This is a genomic window from Bradyrhizobium sp. WSM3983 (assembly GCF_000473045.1).
Classification (GTDB): domain Bacteria; phylum Pseudomonadota; class Alphaproteobacteria; order Rhizobiales; family Xanthobacteraceae; genus Bradyrhizobium.
This window is the reverse complement of record NZ_KI421489.1, coordinates 86309-108623: the sequence shown is the minus strand read 5'-3', so window position 1 is coordinate 108623 and position 22315 is coordinate 86309. Positions and strand designations below refer to the sequence as shown.

The following is a 22315-nucleotide window of genomic DNA, read 5'->3' as shown; positions in this document are numbered from 1 at the left end:
GACTTGAGGCAAACGAGACCAGACGGCGGCTGCCGACGACAGGGAGCGTATGGCGGGGAGCCACACCTGACAAGCGGGGTTGCTTCGACCGATCTGAACTCATTGGTGACCAGGCAAAGGCTGTACCGCCCAAGCGGGCGCCGCAGCAATGCCGAAAGTCGTCTCGCTTTTGACGGACGCGCGCTAGTCGCGTCCCGCCTCGATGATCGCTTTGGCGAGGCGTGCCGGATCGGAGAAGCACAATTCGTGGCTGCCCGGCACCTGCACCAGGCGGAACAGGCCGAGCTTCTCTGACAGCCGCGGATGCCAGCCATAGCTGTGCGGCATCGCGGTGTCCTCAGTACAGTTGATATACGATTTGGCCAGTTGCATCTCCGCCGGGTTGGCCCTGAGCGCGATCTTGTCGGTGAAGGTCGCCAGCGGATGCGGATTGAGCACATCATAGGCGCGCTGAGCCGTGGCGAGATCCGCATCGTTGATGAAGGCTTCGCGCCAGACCGGGAATGGCAACACCACCGAGCCGTCGCCGCGCTCGGCCGCGATGGCGTCGAACAGCCCGATATAGTGCGGCGGCACCATGTCGTTGAGGCATTCGCCGTTGTTGGGCACGAAGGCGTTCCAATAGACCAGGCGGCGGATGCGCTCGGGCGCGAGGTCGGCGACGCCGGTGATGATCATGCCGCCATAGGAATGGCCGACCAGAATGACGTCCTTGAGATTGTTCTCTGCGAGGTAGTCGGCGATCGACTGGATCGCTTCCTTCAGCCCTGTCGTCTTGGCATCGCCCGGGCGGTTGCCTTTGATCGTCGGGAGGTAGACCTGATGACCGGCCGCGCGGATCGGGGCCGCCACAGGCTCGAATTCGGCACCGGTGTGCCAGGCGCCATGGACGAGAACGTAGGTCGACATGTTGTGGCTCCTCCTCAGGATGTGGTTAGATCGGCATGAACTGGGTCCTTTGCGGCGCTGGCGAGGCGCCGTGGACAACTCTTGTTGTGCGAAGTGTGAACCAACTGGCCATTGTTCGCTTGGCTGGGAGTGAACCGGATTGGTCTCGGAGTGAACCGATGCAGCAGATCGAGCGCGCCGCTCCGTCACGCCAATCCGCCTGGAACACCGCAGGCGTGCGTCCGAATGAGCAATTCGCCTATTATCGTGAGGCGATCTGCCAGGCTTTCATGAAGCTAACGCCGGAGCCGATGGCAGAAGCCGGCTTCGCGGCCAGTGTTCAAAGCATCCGTCTCGGCGATGCCGCGATCAACCGGGTCAGCTTTCCCGCGCATGTGGTGCGCCGCTCTGCGGCCGACATAGCGGCGTCAGACCGCAGCTGCTTCTATCTCAACCTCAAACTGGCCGGCCGCTGCCGCATCCGGCAGAACGACCGCGAGATCAGCCTGTCGCCCGGACAGGTCGGCATCTTCGATAGCGATCGGCAGTTTGCGCTCCTGCATGATCGTGGTCCGCAATTACAGGTCGCCTCGTTCTGGGTGCCGGCGGAGGCCTTGCGCGAGCGGTTGCCGGCCTCGTTCGACGTCACGGCGGCCCGCGTCTCCGACGATCCATTTATTGGTCACCTCATCGCCGAGACGGCGCGCACGCTCAGCGACGGTGCGCTGCGCATGACCGAAGATGAGGGCGTACGTCTGTTCCGGGCGTTGATTGAGCTGGTCGCGATGAGCCTGTCACGGCGGGCCCGCGCGCGCACCGCAGAGGCCGAGAGCCTGACTCATGCGACCATGCTGGCGCTGAAGCGGGCCATTCACCGGCGGCTGCGCGAGCCCGGCCTTGCGGTTGCCGATATCGCCGAGGCGGTGGGGATCAGCGAGCGCTATGTGCACAAGCTTCTGGCGCGGTCGGGCTCCGGCTTCACTAATTATGTGATCGACCGTCGTCTCGATGGCATCGCTAGGGACCTCGTGGATCCCGCGATGGCGGACCGCGCGATCGGCGCCATTGCGTTCGACTGGGGCTTTTCGGACCTCTCCCATTTCACGCGGCGCTTCAAGCAGCGCTTTGGCTGCCGCCCGCGTGATTGGAGAGCGCGTTAGCGCCGTCCTACAACGACCTGGCGATCAGCAGTTTCATAATCTCGTTGGTGCCGCCATAGATCTTCTGGATGCGGGAATCGATGAAGATGCGCGAGATCGGATATTCCTGCATGTAGCCGTAACCGCCGAACAGCTGGAGGCATTCGTCGGCGGTCTGGACCTGCTTGTCCGAGCACCAGTATTTCGCCATCGACGCCGTGACGGTGTCGAGATCCCCGGCGACCAGGCGCTCGATGCACCAGTCGACGAAGACGCGCGCGATCATCGCCTCCGTCTTGCGCTCGGCGAGCGTGAAGGCGGTGTTCTGGAAGTCCATCAGCGGCTTGCCGAACGCTTTCCGCTCCTTGGTGTACTCGGTGGTGAGCTTGACGGCGCGCTCCATCGAGGCCACGGCGCCGACCGCGAGCGCGAGGCGCTCCTGCGGCAGCTGCTGCATCAGCTGGGCAAAGCCCTGGCCCTCTTCCTTGCCGAGCAGGTTTTCCGGGGCGACCTGAACATTGTCGAAGAACAGCTCTGACGTGTCGGAGGCGTGCAGGCCGATCTTGTCGAGGTTGCGCCCGCGCTTGTAACCGTCCGCGCCTGCGGTCTCGACCACGATCAGAGAAATGCCTTTGGCGCCGACGTCGCCGGTGCGCGCGACCACGATGACGAGATCGGCGGCCTGTCCGTTGGTGATGAACGTCTTCTGCCCGTTGATGACGTAGGAATTGCCCTGCTTCTTCGCTGTCGTCTTCACGGCTTGCAGGTCTGAGCCAGTGCCGGGCTCGGTCATGGCGACAGCGCCGACCATCTCGCCCGAGGCCATCTTCGGCAGCCAGCGCTTCTTCTGCTCCTCCGAGCCGTAGTTGAGAATGTAGTGCGCGACGATGGCGCTGTGCACGGAGACGCCGGTCGTCAGCTCCGGCACCGTGCTTTCGAGGTCGTCCAGCACCGCTGCGTCGTAGGCGAAGGTCGCGCCCAGCCCGCCATATGCCTCCGGCACGCTCGCCAGCAGCGCACCCATCTCGCCGAGGCCGCGCCAGGCGAAGCGATCGACCATCTTCTGCTCGCGCCATTTCTCGGCATGCGGCGCCAGATCCTTGGCGAGATATTTGCGGAACTGGTCGCGGAAGACGTCGAGCTCTTCGGTCATCCAGGAGGAGCGGTAGGACATGGTCACCTCGGTTGATCTTCTCGTCAACGGCGCGTGCAGATCACGCGTGCCACAACGGCCAAGGCGGGCGCAAGCCCGCCCGCCGTGGTACGCCAACCCCTGGTGCCGATAATTGTGTTTTCAGGCTGCTGGCGCTGCCGTTATCCGGCCTGCGCGGTCTTGCCGCCGTCGATGACGAATTGGCCCCCGGTGGTGTAGGGATGATCGTCCGAGGCCAGCACCAGGGCGAAGGCCGCGATCTCCTCCGGCGTTGCAACGCGTTGCAGACCTGGAACATGTGACTTGGCCCATTGCGCAATGGCGACATGCCAGGCGGCATCGGGGAGATTCTCCATGCCGGCCAGGCGGCGGATGAACGGCGTGTCCGTCGTGCCGGGGATCAGCGTGTTTATGCGGATGCCGTGCTGGGCATATTCCAGCGCTGCAGCCTGGACCAAGCCGACGAGCCCGCGCTTGGCTGCCGAATAGGAGGAACGGTTGGCCGTGGTGGCGATGGCGTTGGATGAAGAGGTAACGACGATCGATCCACCCTTCTGCAACATGTGGGGGATCTGGTACTTCATCGACAGGAATACGCCGCGCAGGTCGGTGCCGATCACGTCGTCAAATTCCGCGGCGCTCAGCTGATGCAGGGGCTTCTCGATGGAAATACCGGCGTTGTTGAAGGCGACGTCGAGATGGCCGTAGCGATCGATGGTCTTCTCGACCAGGGCCTTCACCTCGATCTCGTTGCGCACGTCGGCGCGAATGAAGGCTGCCTCGCCGCCGGCCTCGCGAACCTCGTCCTCCACCTGTTTGCCACGATCGGTGTTGCGCCCGCAGAAGGCGACCCGGCCGCCCTCGGCAGCAAACATAAGCGTCGCGGCACGGCCGATGCCGGAGGTGCCGCCGGTGACGATGACGACCCTGTCGGCAAACCGGCGCTTGCCGCTGGCCTTCTGCTGGGGCAGCGTCGCGCCCTGGCCGAGCGCCACGCCGCCTGCGAGGCCGCCCAGGGCGCCTGCGAGCATGCCGAGGGCTGCGCCTCCGACCAGATGACGACGCTTTACGGGAGGCGTCGTGGTGATATCCTGGATTTCGGTCATTTCGAACTCCGTCCGATCTATCTAAACACTGTTAAGATAGATATGTCGCAATCTGAACAGTGTCAAGTTACATGAAGAAGCCTATCCCTTCCGCAAAGCGCAGCGCCGGGGTCACGCGGCCAAGGCCGGAGCCCGGTTATCATCACGGAGAGTTGCAGGAGGCGCTGATCGCCGCTAGCGAAGCCATTCTGGCAGAGCAGGGTGCTGAAGGCTTTACGTTGCGCGAAGCTGCGCGCCGCGCCGGCGTCTCGCCGGCTGCTCCGTCGCACCATTTCGGCAATGCGCAGGGCCTTTTGACCGAAGTGGCCATCCGCGGTTACGATGCGCTTGCGGACGCCCTGAGGAAGGCGGTATCCGACAAGCGGAGCGCGCGCGAAAAGCTTCATGCACAAGGTATGGCCTATGTCGGGTTTGCGCTCAGGCATCCCGGCCGTTTCCAGATGATGTTTGCGAACAAGCGCCTTCTTGCCGACGATGCACGTCTCCGGCAGGCGAGCAGAGCCGCTGGCGCCGAATTCGAAATGGTCGTTGCTGAACTGGTCGGCGGGACGCCAAAGCAGGCGAAGACGGCGGCTGCGGCGGCGTGGTCCACCGTTCACGGGTTTGCCAAGCTTGCGCTCGAAGAGAAATTCGGCTCTGTGTCGAACGAGGCCGGACGTCGCGAGATCACGATCACGCTCGATCGGATCTTGAACTATCTTTGGCCCGCGAGCGGCGCATAGGTCGAGGCTGCAAGGCGCCATGACGAACACAACAGAGCTCAAGCTTGACATCGATCGCATCGGCGCGGTCTCCGCGATTCTGATGCAGCCGGGCAATGCGCGCGCCTGCTACGTTCTGGCGCACGGCGCGGGCGCGGGGATGCGGCATGCGTCGATGGACAAAATTGCGCAGGGGCTCGCCGAGCGCGGCATCGCGACATTCCGCTTCAATTTTCCCTACATGGAAAACAAGCAGGGCCGTCCCGACCAGCCAGCCGTCGCGCAAGCCGCCGTCCGCGCGGCGGTCGAGGAGGCGGCGCGGCTCTGCCCCGGATTGAAGCTCGTCGCCGGCGGAAAATCCTTCGGCGGACGCATGACCTCGCAGGCGCAATCGAAGACTCCGCTGCCGGGCGTAAAGGGGCTCGCCTTCCTCGGCTTCCCCCTGCATGCCGACAAGAAGCCATCGACCGAGCGCGCCGAGCATCTTGGTGGCGTCGCCATTCCCATGCTGTTTCTTCAGGGCACGCGAGATGGGCTCGCCGATCTCGGCCTTCTCAGGCCCGTCGTCGTGGCGCTCGGGGCGAAGGCGACGCTGCATGAGATCGAAGGCGCCGATCATTCCTTCGCGGTGCTGAAGAAGTCCGGCCGCACCAACGAGGAAGCGCTGACAGAGGTGCTCGACGCGCTCGCGGCCTGGATCGATAAACTCGCTTGAAGCTCAGGCCGAATAAAGCCCCTTGTCGCGCGCCTTCTGGATCGCGAGCGCTGCAATGAGATCAAGCGTCGGTGTCGATAGGCCGGCGGTGCGCGCGAAGGCGGCGGGCGCCTTCACCAGCACGTCGATCTCCATGGCGCGCCCGAGCTCGTAATCCTGCAGCAGCGACGGCTTGTGGTTTGGGGCGGGACCGCTGCGCGTCACGCGCTTGACCTCGGGGATGAAATGGTGGGCGATGTCGTTGGCCTCGTTCAGCATGCGCGGAATGAGCTCGGCGAAGGCGGGATCGTCGCGCACGCCGCGCGCGGTCTGTCCGGTGAGCAGGCACAGCACCGACAGCGACATGTTGGTCAGCAGCTTTGACCAGATCGCCTCGCGGATCTCGGCCACTGACGGCGATTCCAGCCGCGCGTCGTTGAACACGCTGCGGAGTTTGGTGATGCGCTCGCAATTGCGGTCGTCGCATTCGCCAATCAAGAGGCGATTGCGGTCCGGCGTCAGGTTCTGCACTACGCCGGGCGCGGTCACCTCGTTGGAGGAGAAGATCACCCCACCGATGATCCGCTCCTTCGGGATGCAGGCGCGCAGGCGTCCGCCAGGATCGAGGAAGGAAATGTCCGGCGGCGTCGGGTGTCGCGGCGGCAGGCCGATACCGTACCACCAGGGAATGCCGTTCTGGGCGAACACGATCGCGGTATCGTCCTGGAGCAGCGGTTTGATGCTGGAGACCAGTCCGGTGAGTGCCGTGGCCTTCAGCGTCGAGATCACCACGTCCTGCGGGCCGAGCTGGGCCGGGTCGCCGGAGGCGCTCACCTTGGCCGAGACCTCGGAATCGCCGACGCGCAGCTTGAGGCCGTTGGCCCGCACCGCCTCTAGATGCGCGCCGCGCATCACGCATGAGACCTCGTGGCCGGCGCGCGCAAGCCTGACCGCGAGATGGCTTCCGACGGCGCCCGAGCCGAAAATGCAGATGCGCATAAATATGTCCCGTCCCTAATCTCTTGGTCGTCGCCCGGCGGCAGCATGACACAACCCGCCATGCGATGGGCGCGGCTGCCCCACGCTGGAAAGATATGGATCCGGATGCGTTGCCTCGTCCATAGTGCGCGGCAATCAAGTTGATCGGAGGATCGCCGATGACTGCCAGCCCTGTCCTGTGGACCCTCGACGAGCGTGGGGTTGCGACCGTCAAGCTCAACCGCCCGGAGGTCAACAACGCCTATGACGGCGCCCTGATCGCCGGCGTCCTCGCGGCCATGGACGAACTCGGCAAGAAGCCCAACCTTCGTGTTGTCGTGCTCAGGGGCAATGGCAAGCACTTCCAGGCCGGCGCCGACCTCAAATGGATCAACGGCGTGCGGCCGCAATCGCCTGAGGCCAACGAGGCGGCGTCGCGGGCGACGTTCGAGGTGGTGCAGCGGCTCAACACATTGCCGATCCCGACCGTGGCGCTGGTGCAAGGCGGCTGTTTCGGCGGCGGAACTGGCGTGATTGCAGCCTGCGATGTCGTGATCGCCGCCGACAACGCCTTGTTCTCGATCACCGAGGTGCGCTGGGGCCTGACCGCCGCCATCATCATCCCCCAGCTCTGCGACGCCATGAGTGTACGGCAAGTCCGCCGTTACGCGCTGACCGGCGAACGTTTTGGCGCCGAGGACGCCCGCCGCGTCGGCCTTGTCCACGACGTCGTGCCGCTCGCCGATCTCGAAGCCGCCGGCGCCAAGGTGGTCGAACAGCTGCTCGCCAACGGCCCGGAGGCGATGGCGGAGACCAAGCGGCTCGCGCTGGAGAGCTCATTCGGCGGAATGGCGGTGGACGATGCGGCGTACGCGCGGCTCGTCCAACTGCATTCGCTCAAGCGCCAGAGCGCGGAGGCGGCGGAGGGCCTGGCGTCGTTTGCCGAGAAGCGGGCGGCGAATTGGGGCGGCGGGAAAGGCTGAGGCTACGGCTGCTGCATATTTGACAAGGCTTACAGCGAAGGTGCGAGTGACGTTTTCAGCAAAGTCAGCAGCGCCTGCACCGCGGCGGCGTTGCGCCGACGCTCGGGGATGGCGGCCTTCACCCACAATTCCGGAATCGGAAAGTCGAGCAGCACCGGCTTCAGTGTGCCGTCACGCAAGGCGTCGGCGACCAGATAATGTGACATCAGCGCGATGCCGTTGCCGGCGATGGCGCTGCGCGCCAGCACATGTCCCTCGTTGGACGAGAGTAGCGGGCTGACCTGAATGCTGATGCGGCCGCGCGGTCCGTCAAAGATCCATTCCGGGCCGGTCGGCAGGAAGCTGAGGCAGCGATGCTCGACGAGATCGCGCGGATGTTTTGGCGTGCCGTGCTTTTTCAAATAGGCTGGCGAAGCGCAGAGCAGCCGCTTCAGCGCGCACAGCGGTTCGTCGACCACACCGCCGAAAGAATGCGGGAAGGCGCCGATGGCAATGTCGAATCCCTCGGTCACCGGATCGACCGGACGATCGATCAGCACGATCTCGAGCTTCAGCCGTGGATTCTGGGTCTGAAACGCGCTGAACGCGTCCGCAAGTCGCGCCACCGTCAGCGAGGTCGGCGCCTTGATGCGGAGGTGGTCGACGAGATCGTGGCCTTTCTCGCCCATGCGCGAGAGCAAATCGGTGGCGTCGGTGACCACACTGCGCGCGCGATGCACATAGCGTTGACCAGCGTCGGTCAGCCGCAATTGCCGGGTCGAGCGGTGAAACAGCGGCGTGCCGATCCGCGCCTCCAGCTGGGTGACGCGTTTTGCCACCACCGAGGTCGAGACACCGAGTTTTCGCGCGGCGGCGGAGAAGCCGGCTGCGTCCGCGGTGGCGAGAAAAGCCTGCAAGTTCACCAGAATGTCCATCTCGACCTTTCGCGATTCGAGAAAGCTGATCGCATATTTTGGTGGATTGTAGCGTGAGCTGCGTTAATTCATAGTCGGCCTCAAGCAAGAGATTTGGGAAGGACGCGCCATGCGGGCCACGACGATCGAAGAACCGGCGCGCCAGGTGCCGCTTTACGGCGAATATGAAGTTGTCGTGCTCGGCGGCGGCCCGGCCGGCATCGTCGCTGCGGCCTCGGCCGCGCGCGCTGGCCGCAAGACGCTGCTGGTCGAGCGTTACGGTTTTCTCGGCGGCATGGGTACGGCGGCCGGCGTCACCAATTTTTGTGGCCTGCATGGCAATGTCTATGGCCAGGCCCATCGGCTGGTGCAGGGCATGGCGTCCGATCTGCTGGCGCGGATCGATCATCTCAACGGCCTCAACGCGCCGCATCTGATCCTCGGCAAGGTCTTTGCCCAGGCCTATGACACCGCGGCCTACAAGATCGCGGCCGACGAATTGCTGGCCAGCCACAAGGTGCACATTCTCTTCCACGCGCTTGGTGCCGGCGTGGTGATGGGCGGTAACCGCCGCATCGATGCGCTGATGGTGGAGACCAAGGCCGGTCGGCAGGCGGTGCGCTCAGAGATCTTCATCGACTGCTCCGGCGATGGCGATCTCGCCGTCTGGGCCGGTGCGCCGTTCGACATTGGCGATGAGCACGGTCATCCGATGTACCCGTCGATGATGCTCCGCCTCAACGGCATCGATCCCGCAAGGGCGGGCGATGCCTGGCGGACCATCCCGCAATTGATGGAGCAGGCGCTCGCTGCCGGCACCCACGAATTTCCGCGCAAGAGCGCGATCGTGCGGCCGCAAAAATCCGGCATCGAATGGCGGGTGAATTTTACGCAAGTGGCGCGCGAGGACGGCCACGCCATCAACGGCGTCGAGCCCGACGATCTCACCCGCGGCGAGATCGAGGGCCGCAAGCAGGCGCTCGCCGCCTTTGAATTCCTGCGCACCGTCCCCGGTTTTGAAAAGTCCTATATCGTCGATCTGCCGCCGCAACTCGGCATCCGCGAGACCCGCCGCATCAGGGGCGGCTACCAACTCAGCGGCGAGGACGTGCTCGGCTGCGCCTCGTTCGAGGATTCCATCGGCGTCAATGGCTGGCCGATCGAGGCCCACGTTCCAGGCGATGTCGTCTTCACCTTCCCGCCGATCCCGGAATCGCGCGGCTATAACGAGCTGCCGTACCGGATGCTGGTGCCAGAGGGCGTCGATAACCTCCTGGTCGCCGGCCGCTGTGCCTCGATGACCCATGAGGGCCAGTCGGCGGCGCGGGTCTCCGGGGCCTGTTTCGTGATGGGGGAGGCGGCCGGTTCCGCAGCCGCCCTGGCGCTGTCCGGAAACCGGATCCCGCGTGACTTACCCATTGAAAAATTGCAGGAAACGTTGAAACAACAGGGCGCCTTCATCGGGCGGAACCAGCCGGTGCCCGAGGGCCTGTAACGGACTGCAAGAAGAACCATTGGAGGAAGCGGGATGATCGGGATTGCGCGGCTCGCGGCAGCTGGCCTTTTGGCGATGATGGCGATGGGCACGGCCAGGGCCGACGACGCACTGAAGGCCAAGATCGGCGTGCTCCGCCTGTCGTCCTCCGCGCCGGTCTTCATCGCGCAGGACAAGGGCTATTTCCGCGAGGCCGGCCTCGACGTCGAGCTGAAATTCTTCGATGCGGCGCAGCCGATCGCGGTCGCCACCACCTCGGGTGATGTCGATTTCGGTGTCACGGCTTTCACCGCAGGCCTCTACAATCTCGCCGGCAAGGGTGTGCTGAAGGTGATCGGCGGCATGAGCCGCGAGAAGGCCGGCTATCCCCTGATCGGCTATTTCGCCAGCAACAACGCCTACGCCGCCGGGCTCAAGACGCCGAAGGATCTCGCGGGCAAGCGCATCGCGATGACCCAGGTCGGATCATCCTTCCATTATTCGCTCGGCCTGCTCGCCGACAAATACGGCTTCAAGCTCGCTGAGGTGAAGATCGTGCCGCTGCAGTCATTGTCGAACGCAGCCGCCGCGCTGAAGGGCGAGACCGTCGATGCGGCGCTGCTTCCCATCTCCACCGCGCGGAAGCTGATGGACGAAGGCGGCGCAAAATTCCTGGGCTGGGTCGGCGACGAGACGCCCTGGCAATTGGGCGCGGTGTTCGCCTCGCCGAAGACGCTGACCAACAAGGTGCTGGTGACGAAACTGCTCGGCGCGCTGGCCAAGGCCGATCGCGAATATCACGACGTCATTCTCGCTTCGATGAAGGACGGCGTTGCGCCGATCAACGACAAGACCAGGCCGCTGCTGGAGATCATCGCCAAATACACTAACCTGCCGGTCGAGCAGGTGGTCGGCAACTGCGCCTATATCGATCCGGACGGCAAGCTCGACGTGAAGAACGTCGACAACCAGATCAAATGGCTGCAGGAGCAGGGCTTTGCCGACAAGGGCTTTGATGCGAGTGCGATCATTGCCAAGGATTTTGTGAAGGCGGATTGATGCTGCGCGCACCTTTCCAGACCCGTCATCCTGAGGTGCTCGACTTGCGGTCTTCCGCAAGGCGAGCCTCGAAGGATGAGCGGCCCCGCTGCATCCGGGCCATGCATCCTTCGAGGCTCGCTTCGCGAGCACCTCAGGATGACGGGTCGAGAGTGGAAGGCAACGCATGGACCTGATCGCCAACCACATCTCCCACCATTTCGGCGATCTCGCCGTGCTCGACGACATCTCGTTCACCGTCGGGGCCGGCGAGGTGGTGGCGATCGTGGGGCCCTCGGGCTGCGGCAAGAGCACGCTGCTGTCGATCCTCGGCGGGCTGCTGCAGCCGACCTCGGGCGCGGCCGAGCTGCGGAGCGCGCCGCCGGCGGATAGTCTCAATCCGCTGACCTTCGTGTTCCAGGATTTTGCGCTGCTGCCCTGGGCGACGGTCGAAGAGAACGTCGAATTCCCGCTGCTGCACGCGCGACTCTCGGCCGCGCAGCGTCGCGCCCTGGTCGAGGATGCCTTGCGCCGCACGGGCCTCACCGATTTCCGCCAGACCTATCCCAAACAACTCTCCGGCGGGATGCGCCAGCGCGTCGGCATTTCGCGCGCGCTTTCGGTCAAGCCTGCGATCCTGCTGATGGACGAGCCGCTGTCGGCATTGGATTCGCAGACGCGCGAGCTGCTGATGGAAGATTTCGTCCGGCTGCTTGCCGATGGCGGCATGGGGGCGGCCTATGTCACCCACAATCTCGAAGAGGCCGCGCGGTTGGCGGACCGCATCGTGGTGCTGTCGCGCCGGCCCGGCCGCATCCGCGAGGTCGTGACCGTGCCAATGACGCGCGCCGAACGCGGCGAAGGGGCGGCGCGTGAAAAGCTGCTCGCGCTGCAGAACCAGATCTGGTCGCTGATCCGCAACGAGGCGATCGATGCCGAGCGCGAGGTCCAGCATGCTTGATCGCGCGACGGATATATCAGCCAAGGACGACACGACGCGGCGTGTCCGCTTTCGCGGCGCGGGCTTCGTGCCCGCGAGCAGTCGTTTCGGCGGCTGGATCGCGCTCGCGATCGTCATTGCGATCTGGCAGGCAGCCGGCAGCACCGGCCTCGTCAATCCGTTGTTCCTGCCGGCGCCGTCGGCCATCGTGCGGGCGATCTACCAGCTCGCAATGTCGGGCGCGCTCTGGCAGCACCTCTCGGCGTCGCTGCTGCGCATCGGCGTCGGCTGGCTGCTCGGCACCGCGGCCGGCATTGCGGTCGGCTTCGCCATCGGCTTGTCGCGGCTTGCGCGCAGCGTCGGCATCACCTTCATCTCGGCGCTGTTCCCGATCCCGAAGATCGCGCTATTGCCGCTCTTGATCCTCTGGCTCGGCATCGGCGAAGAGCCGAAGATCGCGACGATTGCACTCGGGGTGTTCTTCTCGACCGCGATCTCGGTCTATAGCGGCGTCGACGCCGTGCCGCGCAACCTGATCCGCATGGCGCAAAGCTTCAACGTTCCCTTCGCCACCATCGTGCGCAAGGTGGTCTGGCCCGGCGCACTACCCGCGATCCTCGCCGGCTTCCGCATCACCGCCTCCGTCGCGCTGCTGCTCGTCGTCAGCGCCGAGATGATTGGCGCGCAATACGGCATCGGCGCCTTCGTGCTCCAGGCCGGCAATCTCATGCAGACGGATCAGCTGCTCGCGGGCGTGGTGATCCTGTCGGTGTTCGGGCTTGTGGTGGGGAAGGTGATTAATTTGCTGGAGACGCGGTTGTTGCACTGGCGGTAGCCAAACCGTCGTCCCGGCGAAGGCCGGGACCCATACCGCGTGATCTATCGAGGAAGGGCAGTCCCTGTACCGACGAAGACCTAACTACGAATCTTCGCCAAAACTTCTGCCTGGGGTTATGGGTCCCGGCCTTCGCCGGGACGACACTGAATGTGAGGCGCGCGCACTCCGCCTCACGCGTTCCCGCGATCCTCGCGAAACAGATCGAGCTTCTGCTGCACCGGCCGGTCCGAGAAGCTGAACAGCACGGCATCCTCATCCGCCTCGTGAGTCACCCACTGCCAGCTGGGCACCACGAACAGATCGCGCGGGCCCCACTCGAAAATGGTATCGCCGATGCGGCTGCGGCCTCGGCCTTCGATCGGACAGAACACGGTCGCATCGGTCGCGCGGTAGCGTGCGGTTTTGAACCCCTTGGGCAGCAACTGAATGAACGTGCCGATGGTCGGCATCGCAAAGTCGCCGGTCTCGGGGTTGCTGAACTTGAGCTTTAGCCCGTGGCAGGCGTCCCACTCCTGGCTCGTCCTGGCCTTCTCAAGCGCTTCGCGGGTGTAGGCATAGGGATAGCTGAAAATCGGCGAGGTCTTCGATGACCGCTTCACATCAACCGGCAGCAGATTGTGGCCGTAGCGGGCAAAGCTGTCGCCGGCGGGCTTTGTGATCTTCTGCTGGTCGTCCTTGGAGCCTTCGGCAAACGAGCAATCGAAAAACTGCACCAGCGGAATATCGAGACCGTCGAGCCAGAACATCGGCTCATCAGTTTCGTTGGAATGATCGTGCCAGGTCATCGACGGCGTGATGATGAAATCGCCGGGCTCCATTGCCGTGCGCTCGCCGTCGACAGCCGTGTGGGCGCCTTTGCCTTCGAGCACGAAGCGCAGCGCCGACTGGCTGTGACGGTGCGCGGGCGCGACGTCGCCGGGCACCACCATCTGCACGCCGGCATAGAGCGATGTCGTGATCTTGGATTGTCCGCGCAGGCCCGGATTCTCCAGCACCAGCACCCGCCGTTCGGCTTCCTTGGCGGTGATCAGCTTGCCGGCCTCGGTCATGTAGTCGCGGATGACATCGAACTTCCAAAGGTGCGGACGGCAGGCGCTCTTCGGCTCCGGCGTGATCAAATCGCTCATCACCGTCCACAGCGCGGTGAGATTCTCGCCGTCGATCTTCTTGTAGAACGCCTCGCGTTCCGGCGTCTTGGTCACGGCTTCCACGGGGCGCCCCCTTGTCGTTTTTCTGTAGATTGACAGCATACTGACAATCTTTGTAGCGTCAATGGCGGCCACTCTTGCTAAGTAACGAGAAAATTCACGGGAGGGTTCCGATGAAGCTGCACGGCTATTTCCGCTCCAGCGCGGCCTACCGCGTGCGGATCGCGCTGAATCTGAAGGGCCTCGGAGCCGAGCACCTGCCGCATCATCTTCGCAAGGGCGAGCAGTGCGCGCCGGCCTATCTCGCCATCAACCCGCAAGGCCTGGTGCCGGCGCTGGAGAACGATACCGGCGCAGTGCTGACCCAATCGGTCGCGATCATCGAGTGGCTCGATGAAACGCACCCGAATCCGCCGCTGCTGCCAAAGGATGCGCTGCAGCGCGCCAAGGTGCGGGCGTTCGCGCTGGCGATCGCCTGCGACACCCATCCGGTTCAGAACCTGAAGGTGCTGGCGCGGCTGCGCGAGCTTGGTCTGGCCGAAGAGAAGGTCCAGGAATGGGCGGCGTGGGTCAACCGCGAGGGGCTGTCAGCCTGCGAGACGCTGATCAAGGACGAGCCGGGACCGTTCTGCTTCGGCGATGTGCCGACGCTTGCCGATCTCTGCCTGGTGCCGCAGCTTGCCAATGCGCGCCGCTTCGGCGTCGATGTCGCGGCGTATCCGCACCTGCTCAAGGCGGAAGCGGCCGCCAAGGCACTCCCGGCTTTCGCCAACGCCGCACCGGAGAAGCAGCCCGATGCCGAGTAAGCCTCTTCCTCCGATCACGATGGAGGCGGTCTATGCCGCACCGGGCTATCTGTTCCGGCGCATGCAGCAGATCGCGGTCTCGATCTTCATGGAGGAGTGCCAGGCGTTCGATCTGACCCCGGTGCAATATGCGGCGCTGATCGCGATCCACACCCATCCCGGCATCGACGCGACGCGGCTGTCGGCCGTGATCGCCTTCGACCGCTCCACGCTCGGCAGCGTGATCGAGCGGCTCCAGGCCAAGGATTTTGTCGAGCGGAAGCCGGCACCGGAGGACAAGCGGATCAAGCTGCTGTACCTGACCAAGCAAGGCGCAGCGATCCTGCGCGAGATCATCCCCGCGGTCGAGCGCGCCCAGGCCCGCATGCTGGAGCCGCTCAAGCCCACCGAGCGCAAGGCGCTGATGGGGCTTATGGCGCAGCTCGTCGATCTCAACAACGAGGCGTCGCGGGTGCCGCTGCGGGCGGAGGATGCGCTGGAGCGTTTGGGGAAGGCGGGGTGAGGGGGGATTGAGGCGACGCCGTCGCCTCGATCTCCGCTGTCATCCCGGACAAGCGAAGCGCAGATCCGGGACCCATACACCGCAGCAGTAGTTTGGCGAAGACTGGCAATGACCGTCTCGCACAACAATTGCTGCTGCGGCGTTTGGGTCCCGGCCTTCGCCGGGACGACGGCGAGGGTGTGGCGACGACCTCCCCTTACATCCGCAACAACGCCTGCCGGTCGATCTTCCCCGTGCCCGTCTTCGGCAATTCGTCGATGAAGATCACCTCGCGCGGATATTTGTAGGGCAGCAGCTTGCCCTTGACGTAGTCCTGCAGCCGCCGTGTCGCCTCGCTCTGGTCGGTGGCACGGTTGTTCATTACCACCACCGCCTTCAGCGTCATGCGGCGATCCGGCAGTTCGGCGGCAAACACCGCGCATTCGCGGATCTCGGGGTGATCGGCGAGGCACAACTCGACCTCCAGCGGGTAGACCCACTGGCCCGAGATCTTGATGAGATCGTCGGCGCGGCCGCGGAAGAAGTGAAAACCGTCGCTGTCGCGAACAAAACGGTCGCCGGTGTAGATCCAGCCGTTGTCGCGGATGGTCTCGGCGGATTTGTCCGGCCGGTTCCAGTAGAGCGGCGTGTTGGAATCGCCACGCACCCACAAGATGCCTTCCTCATTGTCGCCGACGTCGCGCCCCTCCTTGTCGCGCAGCGCGACCTCGTAGCCGGGCACGCGCAAGCCCGCGGCGCCGAGCTTCTTCTGCTCGGGACGGTTGGAGAGATAGATGTGCAGCACCTCGGTCGAGCCGAGGCCTTCGACGATCTCCAGCCCCGCGAGCGTCTTCCAGCCATTGAAGACTTCGGCCGAGAGCACTTCGGCCGCGGAGAGCGCCATGCGCAGCGACGAGAAGTCGGTCTTGTTCGCGCCTTCAGCCTTGGTCAGCGAGGTGTAGAGCGTCGGCAGCCCGAAGAAGACCGTCGGCTTGTACTGCTCGATCGCCGCGAAGATCGACGCCGGCTTCGGCTGCCCCGGAAGCAGCAGCGTCGCCGCGCCCGCGGAGAACGGAAACGTGATGGAGTTGCCAAAGCCGTAGGCGAAGAAGATCTTTGGCACGGAGAAGCAAATATCGTCCGGCGTCAGCTTCAGCACGTTCTGGGCAAAAGCGGCCTCGCTATAGGCCATGTCGTGCTGAAGATGCACGATGCCCTTGGGCCGGCCGGTCGAGCCGGAGGAGTACATCCAGAACGCCATCTCGTTGCGATGCGTCGGGGCTTCCTCCAGCTCGGCCGGGAATTGCAGAAGCCAGTCCGCGGCGGCCATCGCCTTCGGTGCGGCGTGATCGCCCACATCGCCACTGACGATGATCAGCGCGCGCAGCTCCGTGTCCTTGCAGGCTTCAGCATTGAAACGTGCGCAGAACTCGGCGTCCGCGACCGCAACGGTCGCGCCGGAATCGGCGAGATAGAATTGCAGCAGGTCCGGCGGCGTCAGCGTGTTAATCAAGAGCGGCACGAAGCCTGCGCGTACCGCGCCGAAGAAGGCGGCGGGATAGGCCGGCGTGTCGTCGAGGAACAGCAGCACGCGGTCGCCGCGCTTCAGGCCGAGCGACGCAAAGCCGTGGCCCCAGCGGCAAGCCTCACCACAGAGCTCGGCATAGGTCCGCGTGCCCGCCGGGCCAATCAGTGCGAGCTTGTCGCTACGGCCTTTGGCGAGATTGTCGAACAGCACGCGGCTGGCATTGTAGATATGCGGAACGGCAAAGCCGATCTCGCGGGCGCCCGCGCTGTCCGCGGGTACCTGGTCGCGTATCTCGTTGCTCATGCCGCGTCTCCGCCGTTCTTCTCGGCCTCGTAGCGGGCCATGAAGGCCGGCGACATTGCGCGCAGCCGGGAATCGTCGATGCGGCCGGAGCGGGTGATGTAGCTGTAGGCAAAGTCCATCAGACCAAGCTGCATGTGCTGGGCAAAGTGTTCGTACCAGAAAGCCGAGGTGCGCGCGGCATTGACGAGCTTCTGCACCACGGGCTTGCGGGCGGCCTGGTAGCGATGCAGTGCGGTCGTCAGATGCGCATCCGATTCCAGCGCCTTCACCAGCGCGATCGCATCCTCGATCGCGAGCCGCGTGCCCGAGCCGATCGAGAAATGCGCCGAGTGCAGCGCGTCGCCGATCAGCACCATGTTCTTGAACGACCAGTGCTCGTTCCAGACCCAGGGAAAGTTGCGCCAGACCGATTTGTTGGAGACCAGGCAATGGCCGCCGAGCGTGTCGGCGAACACCTCCTCGCAGACGCCCTTGGACTGCTCGACGTCCTTGTAGGCGAAGCCATAGGCCTGCCAGGTCGCGTGATCGCATTCGACCAGGAAGGTGCTCATGGTCGGCGAGTAGCGGTAATGGTGCGCATTGAACGCGCCGCGGTCGGTCTTCACAAACGTCTGCGACAACGTGTCGAAGCGTTTTGAGGTGCCGTACCAGACGAATTTGTTGGAGGAGTAGGACAGCGAGGTGCCGAAATCACCCTCATAGGCGCGGCGCACCAGCGAGTTCAAACCGTCGGCGGCGACGATCAGATCGTGGCCGTTGAGCTGGTCGATCGCGTGGATCTGGCTGTCGAAACGCGGGGTGACGCCAGCATCGAGCGCGCGCTGCTGCAGGAATTGCAGGAGCTCGAGCCGTCCGATCGAGGAAAAGCCGACGCCATCGATGGCGACGCTGTCGCCGCCTTGGTTCAGCGTGATGTTCTCCCAGCTCTCCATATGCGGCGCGATCGCATCGACAGTCTCAGGGTCGTCGGCGCGCAGGAACTCGAGGGCCTGGTCGGAGAACACGACGCCAAAGCCCCAGGTCGCGTCGGCCGGGTTCTGTTCGAACAGGTCGACTTGATCCTCGGGGTGACGCTTCTTCCAGAGATAGGCGAAGTAGAGCCCACCGGGCCCCCCGCCAATCACGGCGATCCGCAAATTCTGCCTCCCTAATTGACAGTATACTTACTATCTCAGGGTAGACTAATGGGCTCCGGTCTCCCATGCCAGCGGAATTATCGGCAAGCGAGGTGCGCCGCAGCACGGCTGCGGGCACCCGCTTTGCGCGTGCCCGAAACCGTCAGTTGCGAACCATAGCCAAACTGCGCCGGATTGACTACCCGCGCATCAGACGCAGCGCTTCACATAGACCCCGTTCACCAGCACCCTGGTACAACGGACTACCGGCGCGGGCTTGCGAACGACGACGGCCGCGTTCGGTCCGGCGCAACCGGCGCGGTAGACGCCGCGGGCGCACACCACCGCGTTGGCATCGGAGGCCTCAAAGGTCATGGTTGCCGCGAAGGCGAGCAGCGCGGAAGCGATGAGCAGGAATGCACGCATGTCTTTCTCCCGGTCTTGTCGTGATTGAAATCAGTTGTCCTCAAAAGGTTAGTCGCGAGAGGCGCGCGAAAATTCACGCGCGCCGCCACTATCGATGGCTGCGTGCTGCTTATCGTGCGGCGAACGGCGCAAGCACGTCCTTGCAGCCCGGCGACAGCGACGCCGCGTTGCTGGTGATACACTGCACGATGCGGCCGCCACCGGGCTGGACGCCGGCGCAGAGCGTGCGGATGTCGGCGCCGCAGGCGGAGCGGACGATGAACAGCTCTTCGCGCGGCCGCAGCGGACGCAGAACGATCGCGGCGGGAGCGGCCGCCGGCGCTGCTCCGGCAGCGGGTGCGGCACCGCCTGCTGGCGCCGCCGTCGCGCCGCCGCCACCGGCCGCAGCGGTCACGGCTTTCGCGCAAGCCGCCGAAACCTTGGCCTTGTTCTTCTCCAGGCATTCGAGCGCGGGAGCGCCGCCCGGCGGCACGCTGGCGCAAACCTTGGGATAATCGGCGCGGCACGCGCCCTTGACCGCAGCAACTTGTGTGCTGCTCGGCTGCTTTGCCGCCGCCGCCTTCGGAGCGGATCCTGCAGCCGGCTTCGCCGCAGGCTCGGCTGCTGGCGCTGCCTCAGTCTTTGCAGGTTCAGATTTGGCAGGTTCAGATCTAGCCGGCTCAGATTTGGCGGGCGCCGCCTCGGTCTTCGGGGTTGCAGCCGGCTCGACCGCGCGAACTGCCGTCTGGCATCCCGACGACAGGCTCGACATGTGGCTCTGCAAACATTGATACGCTTCGACGCCGCCGGGCGTCACGCTCGAGCAGTGGGCGATGAAATCCGAGCGGCATGCGGAGCGTATGGCGCTCTTCTGAGCCTCGGTCGGTGCTTGCGCGAACGCGCTTGTTGCAGTTGCGAAGAGTGCTGCGGCGAACAACGCGTGACGCGTTGATGCATGTTTCAACGAGTTGAACATTTGAGTGAATTCCTGCCCTGTCCGTAACGCCGACGCTTTCATAAAAGTGATGCAAACAATCGTCGCGGGTGATGTCGCGTGCAGCATCCTTGGCCGCTTTGGCCACTACCGCAAGTAGATAATACGCGTGAAATTGCGACGTAACTTAGAGCATGATCCGGAAAAGTGTGCAGCGGTTTTCCGAAAGGATCATGCTCAAACAAGACGTCGTCAGAGTTCCACCATGCGCTTGCCACGGTTCTCGCCCGCAAGCAATCCGATCAGCGCGTTCGGCGTGTTCTGCAATCCATCGATGATATCTTCCTGCACCTTCAACTTGCCAGACTTGACCCAGGCCTGGAGATCGGCGAGCGCGCGCTGGCTCTCCTTCATGTAGTCCATCACGATGAAGCCCTGCATGACGAGCCGCTTCACGACGATCAGGCCAGGCACGCCGCGCGGGCCATGCGCCGACGGCGCGCCATCATATTGCGAGATCGCACCGCAACAGGCGATGCGGCCGTAATTGTTCATCTGCGGGATGCAGGCCTCGAGAATGTCGCCGCCGACATTATCGAAATAGACGTCGATGCCCTTCGGCGCGGCGGCGCGCAGCGCCTTGAACACCGCGCCGTCCTTGTAGTCGACGGCGGCATCGAAGCCGAGCTCGGAGGTCAGCCAGTGGCACTTGTCCGCGCCGCCGGCGATGCCGATGACGCGGCATCCTTTGATCTTGGCGATCTGTCCGACGATCGAACCGACCGAGCCCGCAGCCGCCGAGACCACGACGGTCTCGCCGTCCTTGGGCTTGCCGATCTCCAGCAGGCCGAAATAGGCGGTGAGGCCGGCGATGCCGAACACGCTGAGCAGATGCGTCATCGGCTCGAGCTTCGGCATCTTCGTCAAATGCTTTGCGGGCACTGCAGCAAACTCCTGCCAGCCGGTGTCGCCGAACACGATGTCGCCGGGCGCAAGCTCCGGCGCCTTCGAGCTGACGACCTCGGCAATGGCGCCGCCGGCCATTACGCTGTTCGCCTCCACGGCTGAACGATAAGTCGCCCCGTGCATCCAGGCGCGGTTGGCGGCATCGAGCGAGATGTAACGCACGCGCAGCAAGGCCTCGCCGTCCTTCGTATCCGGAAGCGCGCTCTCGACCATCTTGAAATGCTCGAGGCCGAGCTTGCCGCTGGGCTTTTCAACCAGAAGAATTTGGCGATTGATGCTGCCGGTCATGGCGTTCCCTCTCCGATTGTTTGACGATTATTGATGCAGTTGCCGCAAACAAAACATGCAGGCCGCATTCGTTGTGCGCTGCATGAAGGCTAGATCGCCGCGTTCAGTTTCGCAACGGGAACATCGCCCCAAGCGACCGCACGCAAAGCGTGTTGCGTAGTCGTCATATCTGCGACATCATGAACCAGCCGATGTCGTGGGGGTATTCAATGTCGAATAGATTTACGCAATACATTCTGGCGGCGATGGTGCTCGGCATCATCATGGGCTCGGCGATCTATAACTTCCTGCCCGACACGCGGGGCGACTTGGCCTCGTCCATCAACCTGATCGCCGTGATCTTCCTGCGCCTGATCAAAATGATCATCGCGCCGCTGGTGTTTGCGACCCTGGTCGGCGGCATCGCGCATATGGGCAGTGGCTCAAGGCTCGGGCGGATCTTTGCCAAGACCATGGGCTGGTTCGTCAGCGCCTCCTTCGTTTCGCTGCTGCTCGGCCTCGTGATGGTCAATCTGCTCCAGCCCGGCGCCAACTTCCCCGGCACGTTACCGGACAAGGCTCAGTCGACGGGCTTGCCGGTCTCGGCCTTCTCGATCGAAAAATTCCTCACCCATCTGATCCCGACCTCGATCGCGGACGCGATGGCCCAGAATGAAATCCTCCAGATCGTGATCTTCGCGGTCTTCTTCTCGGTGGCGATGGGCGCGTTGCCCGAGCGCTCCAAGCAGATCCTGGCGTTGATCGACGATCTCGGCCACATCATGCTGAAGGTGACGAGCTACGTCATGCTGTTCGCGCCGATCGCGGTCTGGGCCGCCATCACCGCGACGGTTGCCAAGAACGGCCTGCTGGTGCTCTGGAAGCTCATCGTCTTCATGGGCGGCTTCTATCTGTCGCTGTTCATCCTCTGGGGCATCCTGGTGATCGTCGGCTTCGTCGTGATCGGGCCGCGCTACGGCCATCTCCTGAGGCTGATCCGCGAGCCGTTGATGATCGCGTTCTCCACCGCGAGCTCGGAAGCGGCCTATCCCAAGACGCTCGAAGGCCTCAACCGCTTCGGCGCCTCGTCGCGGATCTCGAGCTTCGTGCTGCCGCTCGGTTATTCCTTCAATCTCGACGGCACGATGATGTACTGCACCTTCGCCAGCATCTTCATCGCGCAGACCTATCACATCGAGATGTCGCTCTCGACCCAGCTTGCGATGCTCGCGACGTTGATGATCACGTCCAAGGGCGTCGCGGGCGTGCCGCGCGCCTCCCTCGTGGTGATCGCCTCGACGCTGTCGCAGTTCGGCATCCCCGAGGCTGGGTTGTTGATGATCATGGGAATCGACACCTTCCTCGACATGGGCCGCAGCGCAACCAACGTGATCGGCAACTCGCTCGCCACCGCCGTGGTCGCGAAATGGGAAGGCGAGCTCGGGCCCGAGCATGCGATGGGGCCGGGCGATGTCGTGCCGGGCGACATGGTGCCTGGCGAAGTGCCCGCGATGGCCGGCCACTGACGGGAGTGGGT

22 protein-coding genes are annotated in these 22315 nt (G+C 64.1%); 11 read left to right on the top strand and 11 right to left on the bottom strand.

The window, feature by feature from the left end:
• Window positions 1–183: 183 nt before the first annotated feature.
• Complete coding sequence (locus YUA_RS0141270; protein WP_027535866.1) at window positions 184–909, bottom strand: alpha/beta fold hydrolase; 726 nt, start codon at window positions 907–909, stop codon at window positions 184–186.
• 158 nt (window positions 910–1067) lie between these two features.
• Here YUA_RS0141270 and YUA_RS0141265 point away from each other — a divergent pair, with 158 nt between their 5' ends.
• Window positions 1068–2048, top strand: coding sequence for a helix-turn-helix domain-containing protein (locus YUA_RS0141265; protein WP_027535865.1), 981 nt, complete (start codon window positions 1068–1070; stop codon window positions 2046–2048).
• 7 nt (window positions 2049–2055) lie between these two features.
• Here YUA_RS0141265 and YUA_RS0141260 read toward each other — a convergent pair whose 3' ends face one another.
• Window positions 2056–3201 carry an acyl-CoA dehydrogenase family protein gene (locus tag YUA_RS0141260; protein WP_027535864.1) on the bottom strand — a complete coding sequence of 382 codons (1146 nt, stop codon included), beginning with the start codon at window positions 3199–3201 and terminating at the stop codon, window positions 2056–2058.
• A gap of 140 nt (window positions 3202–3341) precedes the next feature.
• A complete protein-coding gene (locus YUA_RS0141255; RefSeq protein WP_051383652.1) occupies window positions 3342–4286 on the bottom strand; it encodes an SDR family NAD(P)-dependent oxidoreductase in 945 nt (314 codons plus the stop codon).
• A gap of 71 nt (window positions 4287–4357) precedes the next feature.
• Between YUA_RS0141255 and YUA_RS0141250 the strand changes: the two genes are divergently transcribed.
• Complete coding sequence (locus YUA_RS0141250) at window positions 4358–5008, top strand: TetR/AcrR family transcriptional regulator (RefSeq protein ID WP_027535862.1); 651 nt, start codon at window positions 4358–4360, stop codon at window positions 5006–5008.
• Between the two features lie 19 nt (window positions 5009–5027).
• Entirely contained in the window at window positions 5028–5702 is a 675-nt protein-coding gene (locus YUA_RS0141245) for an alpha/beta family hydrolase (protein ID WP_027535861.1), read from the top strand.
• Window positions 5703–5705: 3 nt separating this feature from the next.
• On the opposite strand, the gene YUA_RS0141240 is transcribed toward YUA_RS0141245, so the two are convergent.
• The gene (locus YUA_RS0141240) at window positions 5706–6680 is read right to left on the bottom strand and encodes a ketopantoate reductase family protein (protein WP_027535860.1); all 975 of its coding nucleotides are present in this window, start codon (window positions 6678–6680) and stop codon (window positions 5706–5708) included.
• Window positions 6681–6838: 158 nt separating this feature from the next.
• Between YUA_RS0141240 and YUA_RS0141235 the strand changes: the two genes are divergently transcribed.
• Window positions 6839–7642, top strand: coding sequence for an enoyl-CoA hydratase-related protein (locus tag YUA_RS0141235; protein ID WP_027535859.1), 804 nt, complete (start codon window positions 6839–6841; stop codon window positions 7640–7642).
• Window positions 7643–7671: 29 nt separating this feature from the next.
• On the opposite strand, the gene YUA_RS0141230 is transcribed toward YUA_RS0141235, so the two are convergent.
• Window positions 7672–8556, bottom strand: coding sequence for a LysR family transcriptional regulator (locus YUA_RS0141230; protein WP_027535858.1), 885 nt, complete (start codon window positions 8554–8556; stop codon window positions 7672–7674).
• 109 nt (window positions 8557–8665) lie between these two features.
• On the opposite strand from YUA_RS0141230, the gene YUA_RS0141225 reads away from it, so the two are divergent.
• The 4 genes from YUA_RS0141225 to YUA_RS0141210 all read left to right on the top strand — a co-directional run bounded on the left by YUA_RS0141225 (window position 8666) and on the right by YUA_RS0141210 (window position 12822).
• Complete coding sequence (locus YUA_RS0141225) at window positions 8666–10030, top strand: FAD-dependent oxidoreductase (protein WP_027535857.1); 1365 nt, start codon at window positions 8666–8668, stop codon at window positions 10028–10030.
• Window positions 10031–10063: 33 nt separating this feature from the next.
• Window positions 10064–11068, top strand: coding sequence for an ABC transporter substrate-binding protein (locus tag YUA_RS0141220; RefSeq protein WP_027535856.1), 1005 nt, complete (start codon window positions 10064–10066; stop codon window positions 11066–11068).
• A gap of 166 nt (window positions 11069–11234) precedes the next feature.
• Window positions 11235–12008 carry an ABC transporter ATP-binding protein gene (locus YUA_RS0141215; protein WP_027535855.1) on the top strand — a complete coding sequence of 258 codons (774 nt, stop codon included), beginning with the start codon at window positions 11235–11237 and terminating at the stop codon, window positions 12006–12008.
• A complete protein-coding gene (locus tag YUA_RS0141210; protein ID WP_027535854.1) occupies window positions 12001–12822 on the top strand; it encodes an ABC transporter permease in 822 nt (273 codons plus the stop codon). Before YUA_RS0141215 ends, YUA_RS0141210 begins: the two co-directional genes overlap by 8 nt.
• Window positions 12823–12995: 173 nt before the next feature.
• On the opposite strand, the gene gtdA is transcribed toward YUA_RS0141210, so the two are convergent.
• Entirely contained in the window at window positions 12996–14036 is a 1041-nt protein-coding gene (gene gtdA, locus YUA_RS0141205) for a gentisate 1,2-dioxygenase (protein ID WP_027535853.1), read from the bottom strand.
• A gap of 110 nt (window positions 14037–14146) precedes the next feature.
• Here gtdA and maiA point away from each other — a divergent pair, with 110 nt between their 5' ends.
• Entirely contained in the window at window positions 14147–14779 is a 633-nt protein-coding gene (maiA, locus tag YUA_RS0141200; protein ID WP_027535852.1) for a maleylacetoacetate isomerase, read from the top strand.
• Window positions 14769–15281 (top strand): MarR family winged helix-turn-helix transcriptional regulator, encoded by a 513-nt coding sequence (locus tag YUA_RS0141195; RefSeq protein ID WP_027535851.1) that lies wholly within the window; start codon window positions 14769–14771, stop codon window positions 15279–15281. Before maiA ends, YUA_RS0141195 begins: the two co-directional genes overlap by 11 nt.
• A gap of 196 nt (window positions 15282–15477) precedes the next feature.
• On the opposite strand, the gene YUA_RS0141190 is transcribed toward YUA_RS0141195, so the two are convergent.
• The 5 genes from YUA_RS0141190 to YUA_RS0141170 all read right to left on the bottom strand — a co-directional run bounded on the left by YUA_RS0141190 (window position 15478) and on the right by YUA_RS0141170 (window position 20799).
• Window positions 15478–17091 (bottom strand): benzoate-CoA ligase family protein, encoded by a 1614-nt coding sequence (locus YUA_RS0141190; RefSeq protein ID WP_027535850.1) that lies wholly within the window; start codon window positions 17089–17091, stop codon window positions 15478–15480.
• Window positions 17088–18227, bottom strand: coding sequence for an FAD-dependent monooxygenase (locus tag YUA_RS0141185; RefSeq protein ID WP_027535849.1), 1140 nt, complete (start codon window positions 18225–18227; stop codon window positions 17088–17090). The genes YUA_RS0141190 and YUA_RS0141185 overlap by 4 nt, the downstream gene beginning before the upstream one ends.
• 189 nt (window positions 18228–18416) lie before the next feature.
• Entirely contained in the window at window positions 18417–18632 is a 216-nt protein-coding gene (locus YUA_RS0141180) for a hypothetical protein (RefSeq protein WP_027535848.1), read from the bottom strand.
• Window positions 18633–18741: 109 nt separating this feature from the next.
• Window positions 18742–19587, bottom strand: coding sequence for a cysteine rich repeat-containing protein (locus tag YUA_RS0141175; protein WP_027535847.1), 846 nt, complete (start codon window positions 19585–19587; stop codon window positions 18742–18744).
• Between the two features lie 210 nt (window positions 19588–19797).
• A complete protein-coding gene (locus YUA_RS0141170) occupies window positions 19798–20799 on the bottom strand; it encodes an NADP-dependent oxidoreductase (RefSeq protein ID WP_027535846.1) in 1002 nt (333 codons plus the stop codon).
• A 209-nt stretch (window positions 20800–21008) separates the two neighbouring features.
• Between YUA_RS0141170 and YUA_RS0141165 the strand changes: the two genes are divergently transcribed.
• Window positions 21009–22304, top strand: a complete 1296-nt coding sequence (locus YUA_RS0141165; RefSeq protein ID WP_027535845.1) for a dicarboxylate/amino acid:cation symporter — start codon at window positions 21009–21011, stop codon at window positions 22302–22304.
• Window positions 22305–22315: the final 11 nt, after the last annotated feature.

What these genes read in the sequence shown, in the direction of transcription:
- YUA_RS0141270 (WP_027535866.1), bottom strand. Translation starts at nt 909, where the DNA reads ATGTCGACCTACGTTCTCGTCCATGGCGCCTGGCACACCGGTGCCGAA.
- YUA_RS0141265 (WP_027535865.1), top strand. Translation starts at nt 1,068, where the DNA reads ATGCAGCAGATCGAGCGCGCCGCTCCGTCACGCCAATCCGCCTGGAAC.
- YUA_RS0141260 (WP_027535864.1), bottom strand. Translation starts at nt 3,201, where the DNA reads ATGTCCTACCGCTCCTCCTGGATGACCGAAGAGCTCGACGTCTTCCGC.
- YUA_RS0141255 (WP_051383652.1), bottom strand. Translation starts at nt 4,286, where the DNA reads ATGACCGAAATCCAGGATATCACCACGACGCCTCCCGTAAAGCGTCGT.
- YUA_RS0141250 (WP_027535862.1), top strand. Translation starts at nt 4,358, where the DNA reads ATGAAGAAGCCTATCCCTTCCGCAAAGCGCAGCGCCGGGGTCACGCGG.
- YUA_RS0141245 (WP_027535861.1), top strand. Translation starts at nt 5,028, where the DNA reads ATGACGAACACAACAGAGCTCAAGCTTGACATCGATCGCATCGGCGCG.
- YUA_RS0141240 (WP_027535860.1), bottom strand. Translation starts at nt 6,680, where the DNA reads ATGCGCATCTGCATTTTCGGCTCGGGCGCCGTCGGAAGCCATCTCGCG.
- YUA_RS0141235 (WP_027535859.1), top strand. Translation starts at nt 6,839, where the DNA reads ATGACTGCCAGCCCTGTCCTGTGGACCCTCGACGAGCGTGGGGTTGCG.
- YUA_RS0141230 (WP_027535858.1), bottom strand. Translation starts at nt 8,556, where the DNA reads ATGGACATTCTGGTGAACTTGCAGGCTTTTCTCGCCACCGCGGACGCA.
- YUA_RS0141225 (WP_027535857.1), top strand. Translation starts at nt 8,666, where the DNA reads ATGCGGGCCACGACGATCGAAGAACCGGCGCGCCAGGTGCCGCTTTAC.
- YUA_RS0141220 (WP_027535856.1), top strand. Translation starts at nt 10,064, where the DNA reads ATGATCGGGATTGCGCGGCTCGCGGCAGCTGGCCTTTTGGCGATGATG.
- YUA_RS0141215 (WP_027535855.1), top strand. Translation starts at nt 11,235, where the DNA reads ATGGACCTGATCGCCAACCACATCTCCCACCATTTCGGCGATCTCGCC.
- YUA_RS0141210 (WP_027535854.1), top strand. Translation starts at nt 12,001, where the DNA reads ATGCTTGATCGCGCGACGGATATATCAGCCAAGGACGACACGACGCGG.
- maiA (WP_027535852.1), top strand. Translation starts at nt 14,147, where the DNA reads ATGAAGCTGCACGGCTATTTCCGCTCCAGCGCGGCCTACCGCGTGCGG.
- YUA_RS0141195 (WP_027535851.1), top strand. Translation starts at nt 14,769, where the DNA reads ATGCCGAGTAAGCCTCTTCCTCCGATCACGATGGAGGCGGTCTATGCC.
- YUA_RS0141190 (WP_027535850.1), bottom strand. Translation starts at nt 17,091, where the DNA reads ATGAGCAACGAGATACGCGACCAGGTACCCGCGGACAGCGCGGGCGCC.
- YUA_RS0141180 (WP_027535848.1), bottom strand. Translation starts at nt 18,632, where the DNA reads ATGCGTGCATTCCTGCTCATCGCTTCCGCGCTGCTCGCCTTCGCGGCA.
- YUA_RS0141175 (WP_027535847.1), bottom strand. Translation starts at nt 19,587, where the DNA reads ATGTTCAACTCGTTGAAACATGCATCAACGCGTCACGCGTTGTTCGCC.
- YUA_RS0141170 (WP_027535846.1), bottom strand. Translation starts at nt 20,799, where the DNA reads ATGACCGGCAGCATCAATCGCCAAATTCTTCTGGTTGAAAAGCCCAGC.
- YUA_RS0141165 (WP_027535845.1), top strand. Translation starts at nt 21,009, where the DNA reads ATGTCGAATAGATTTACGCAATACATTCTGGCGGCGATGGTGCTCGGC.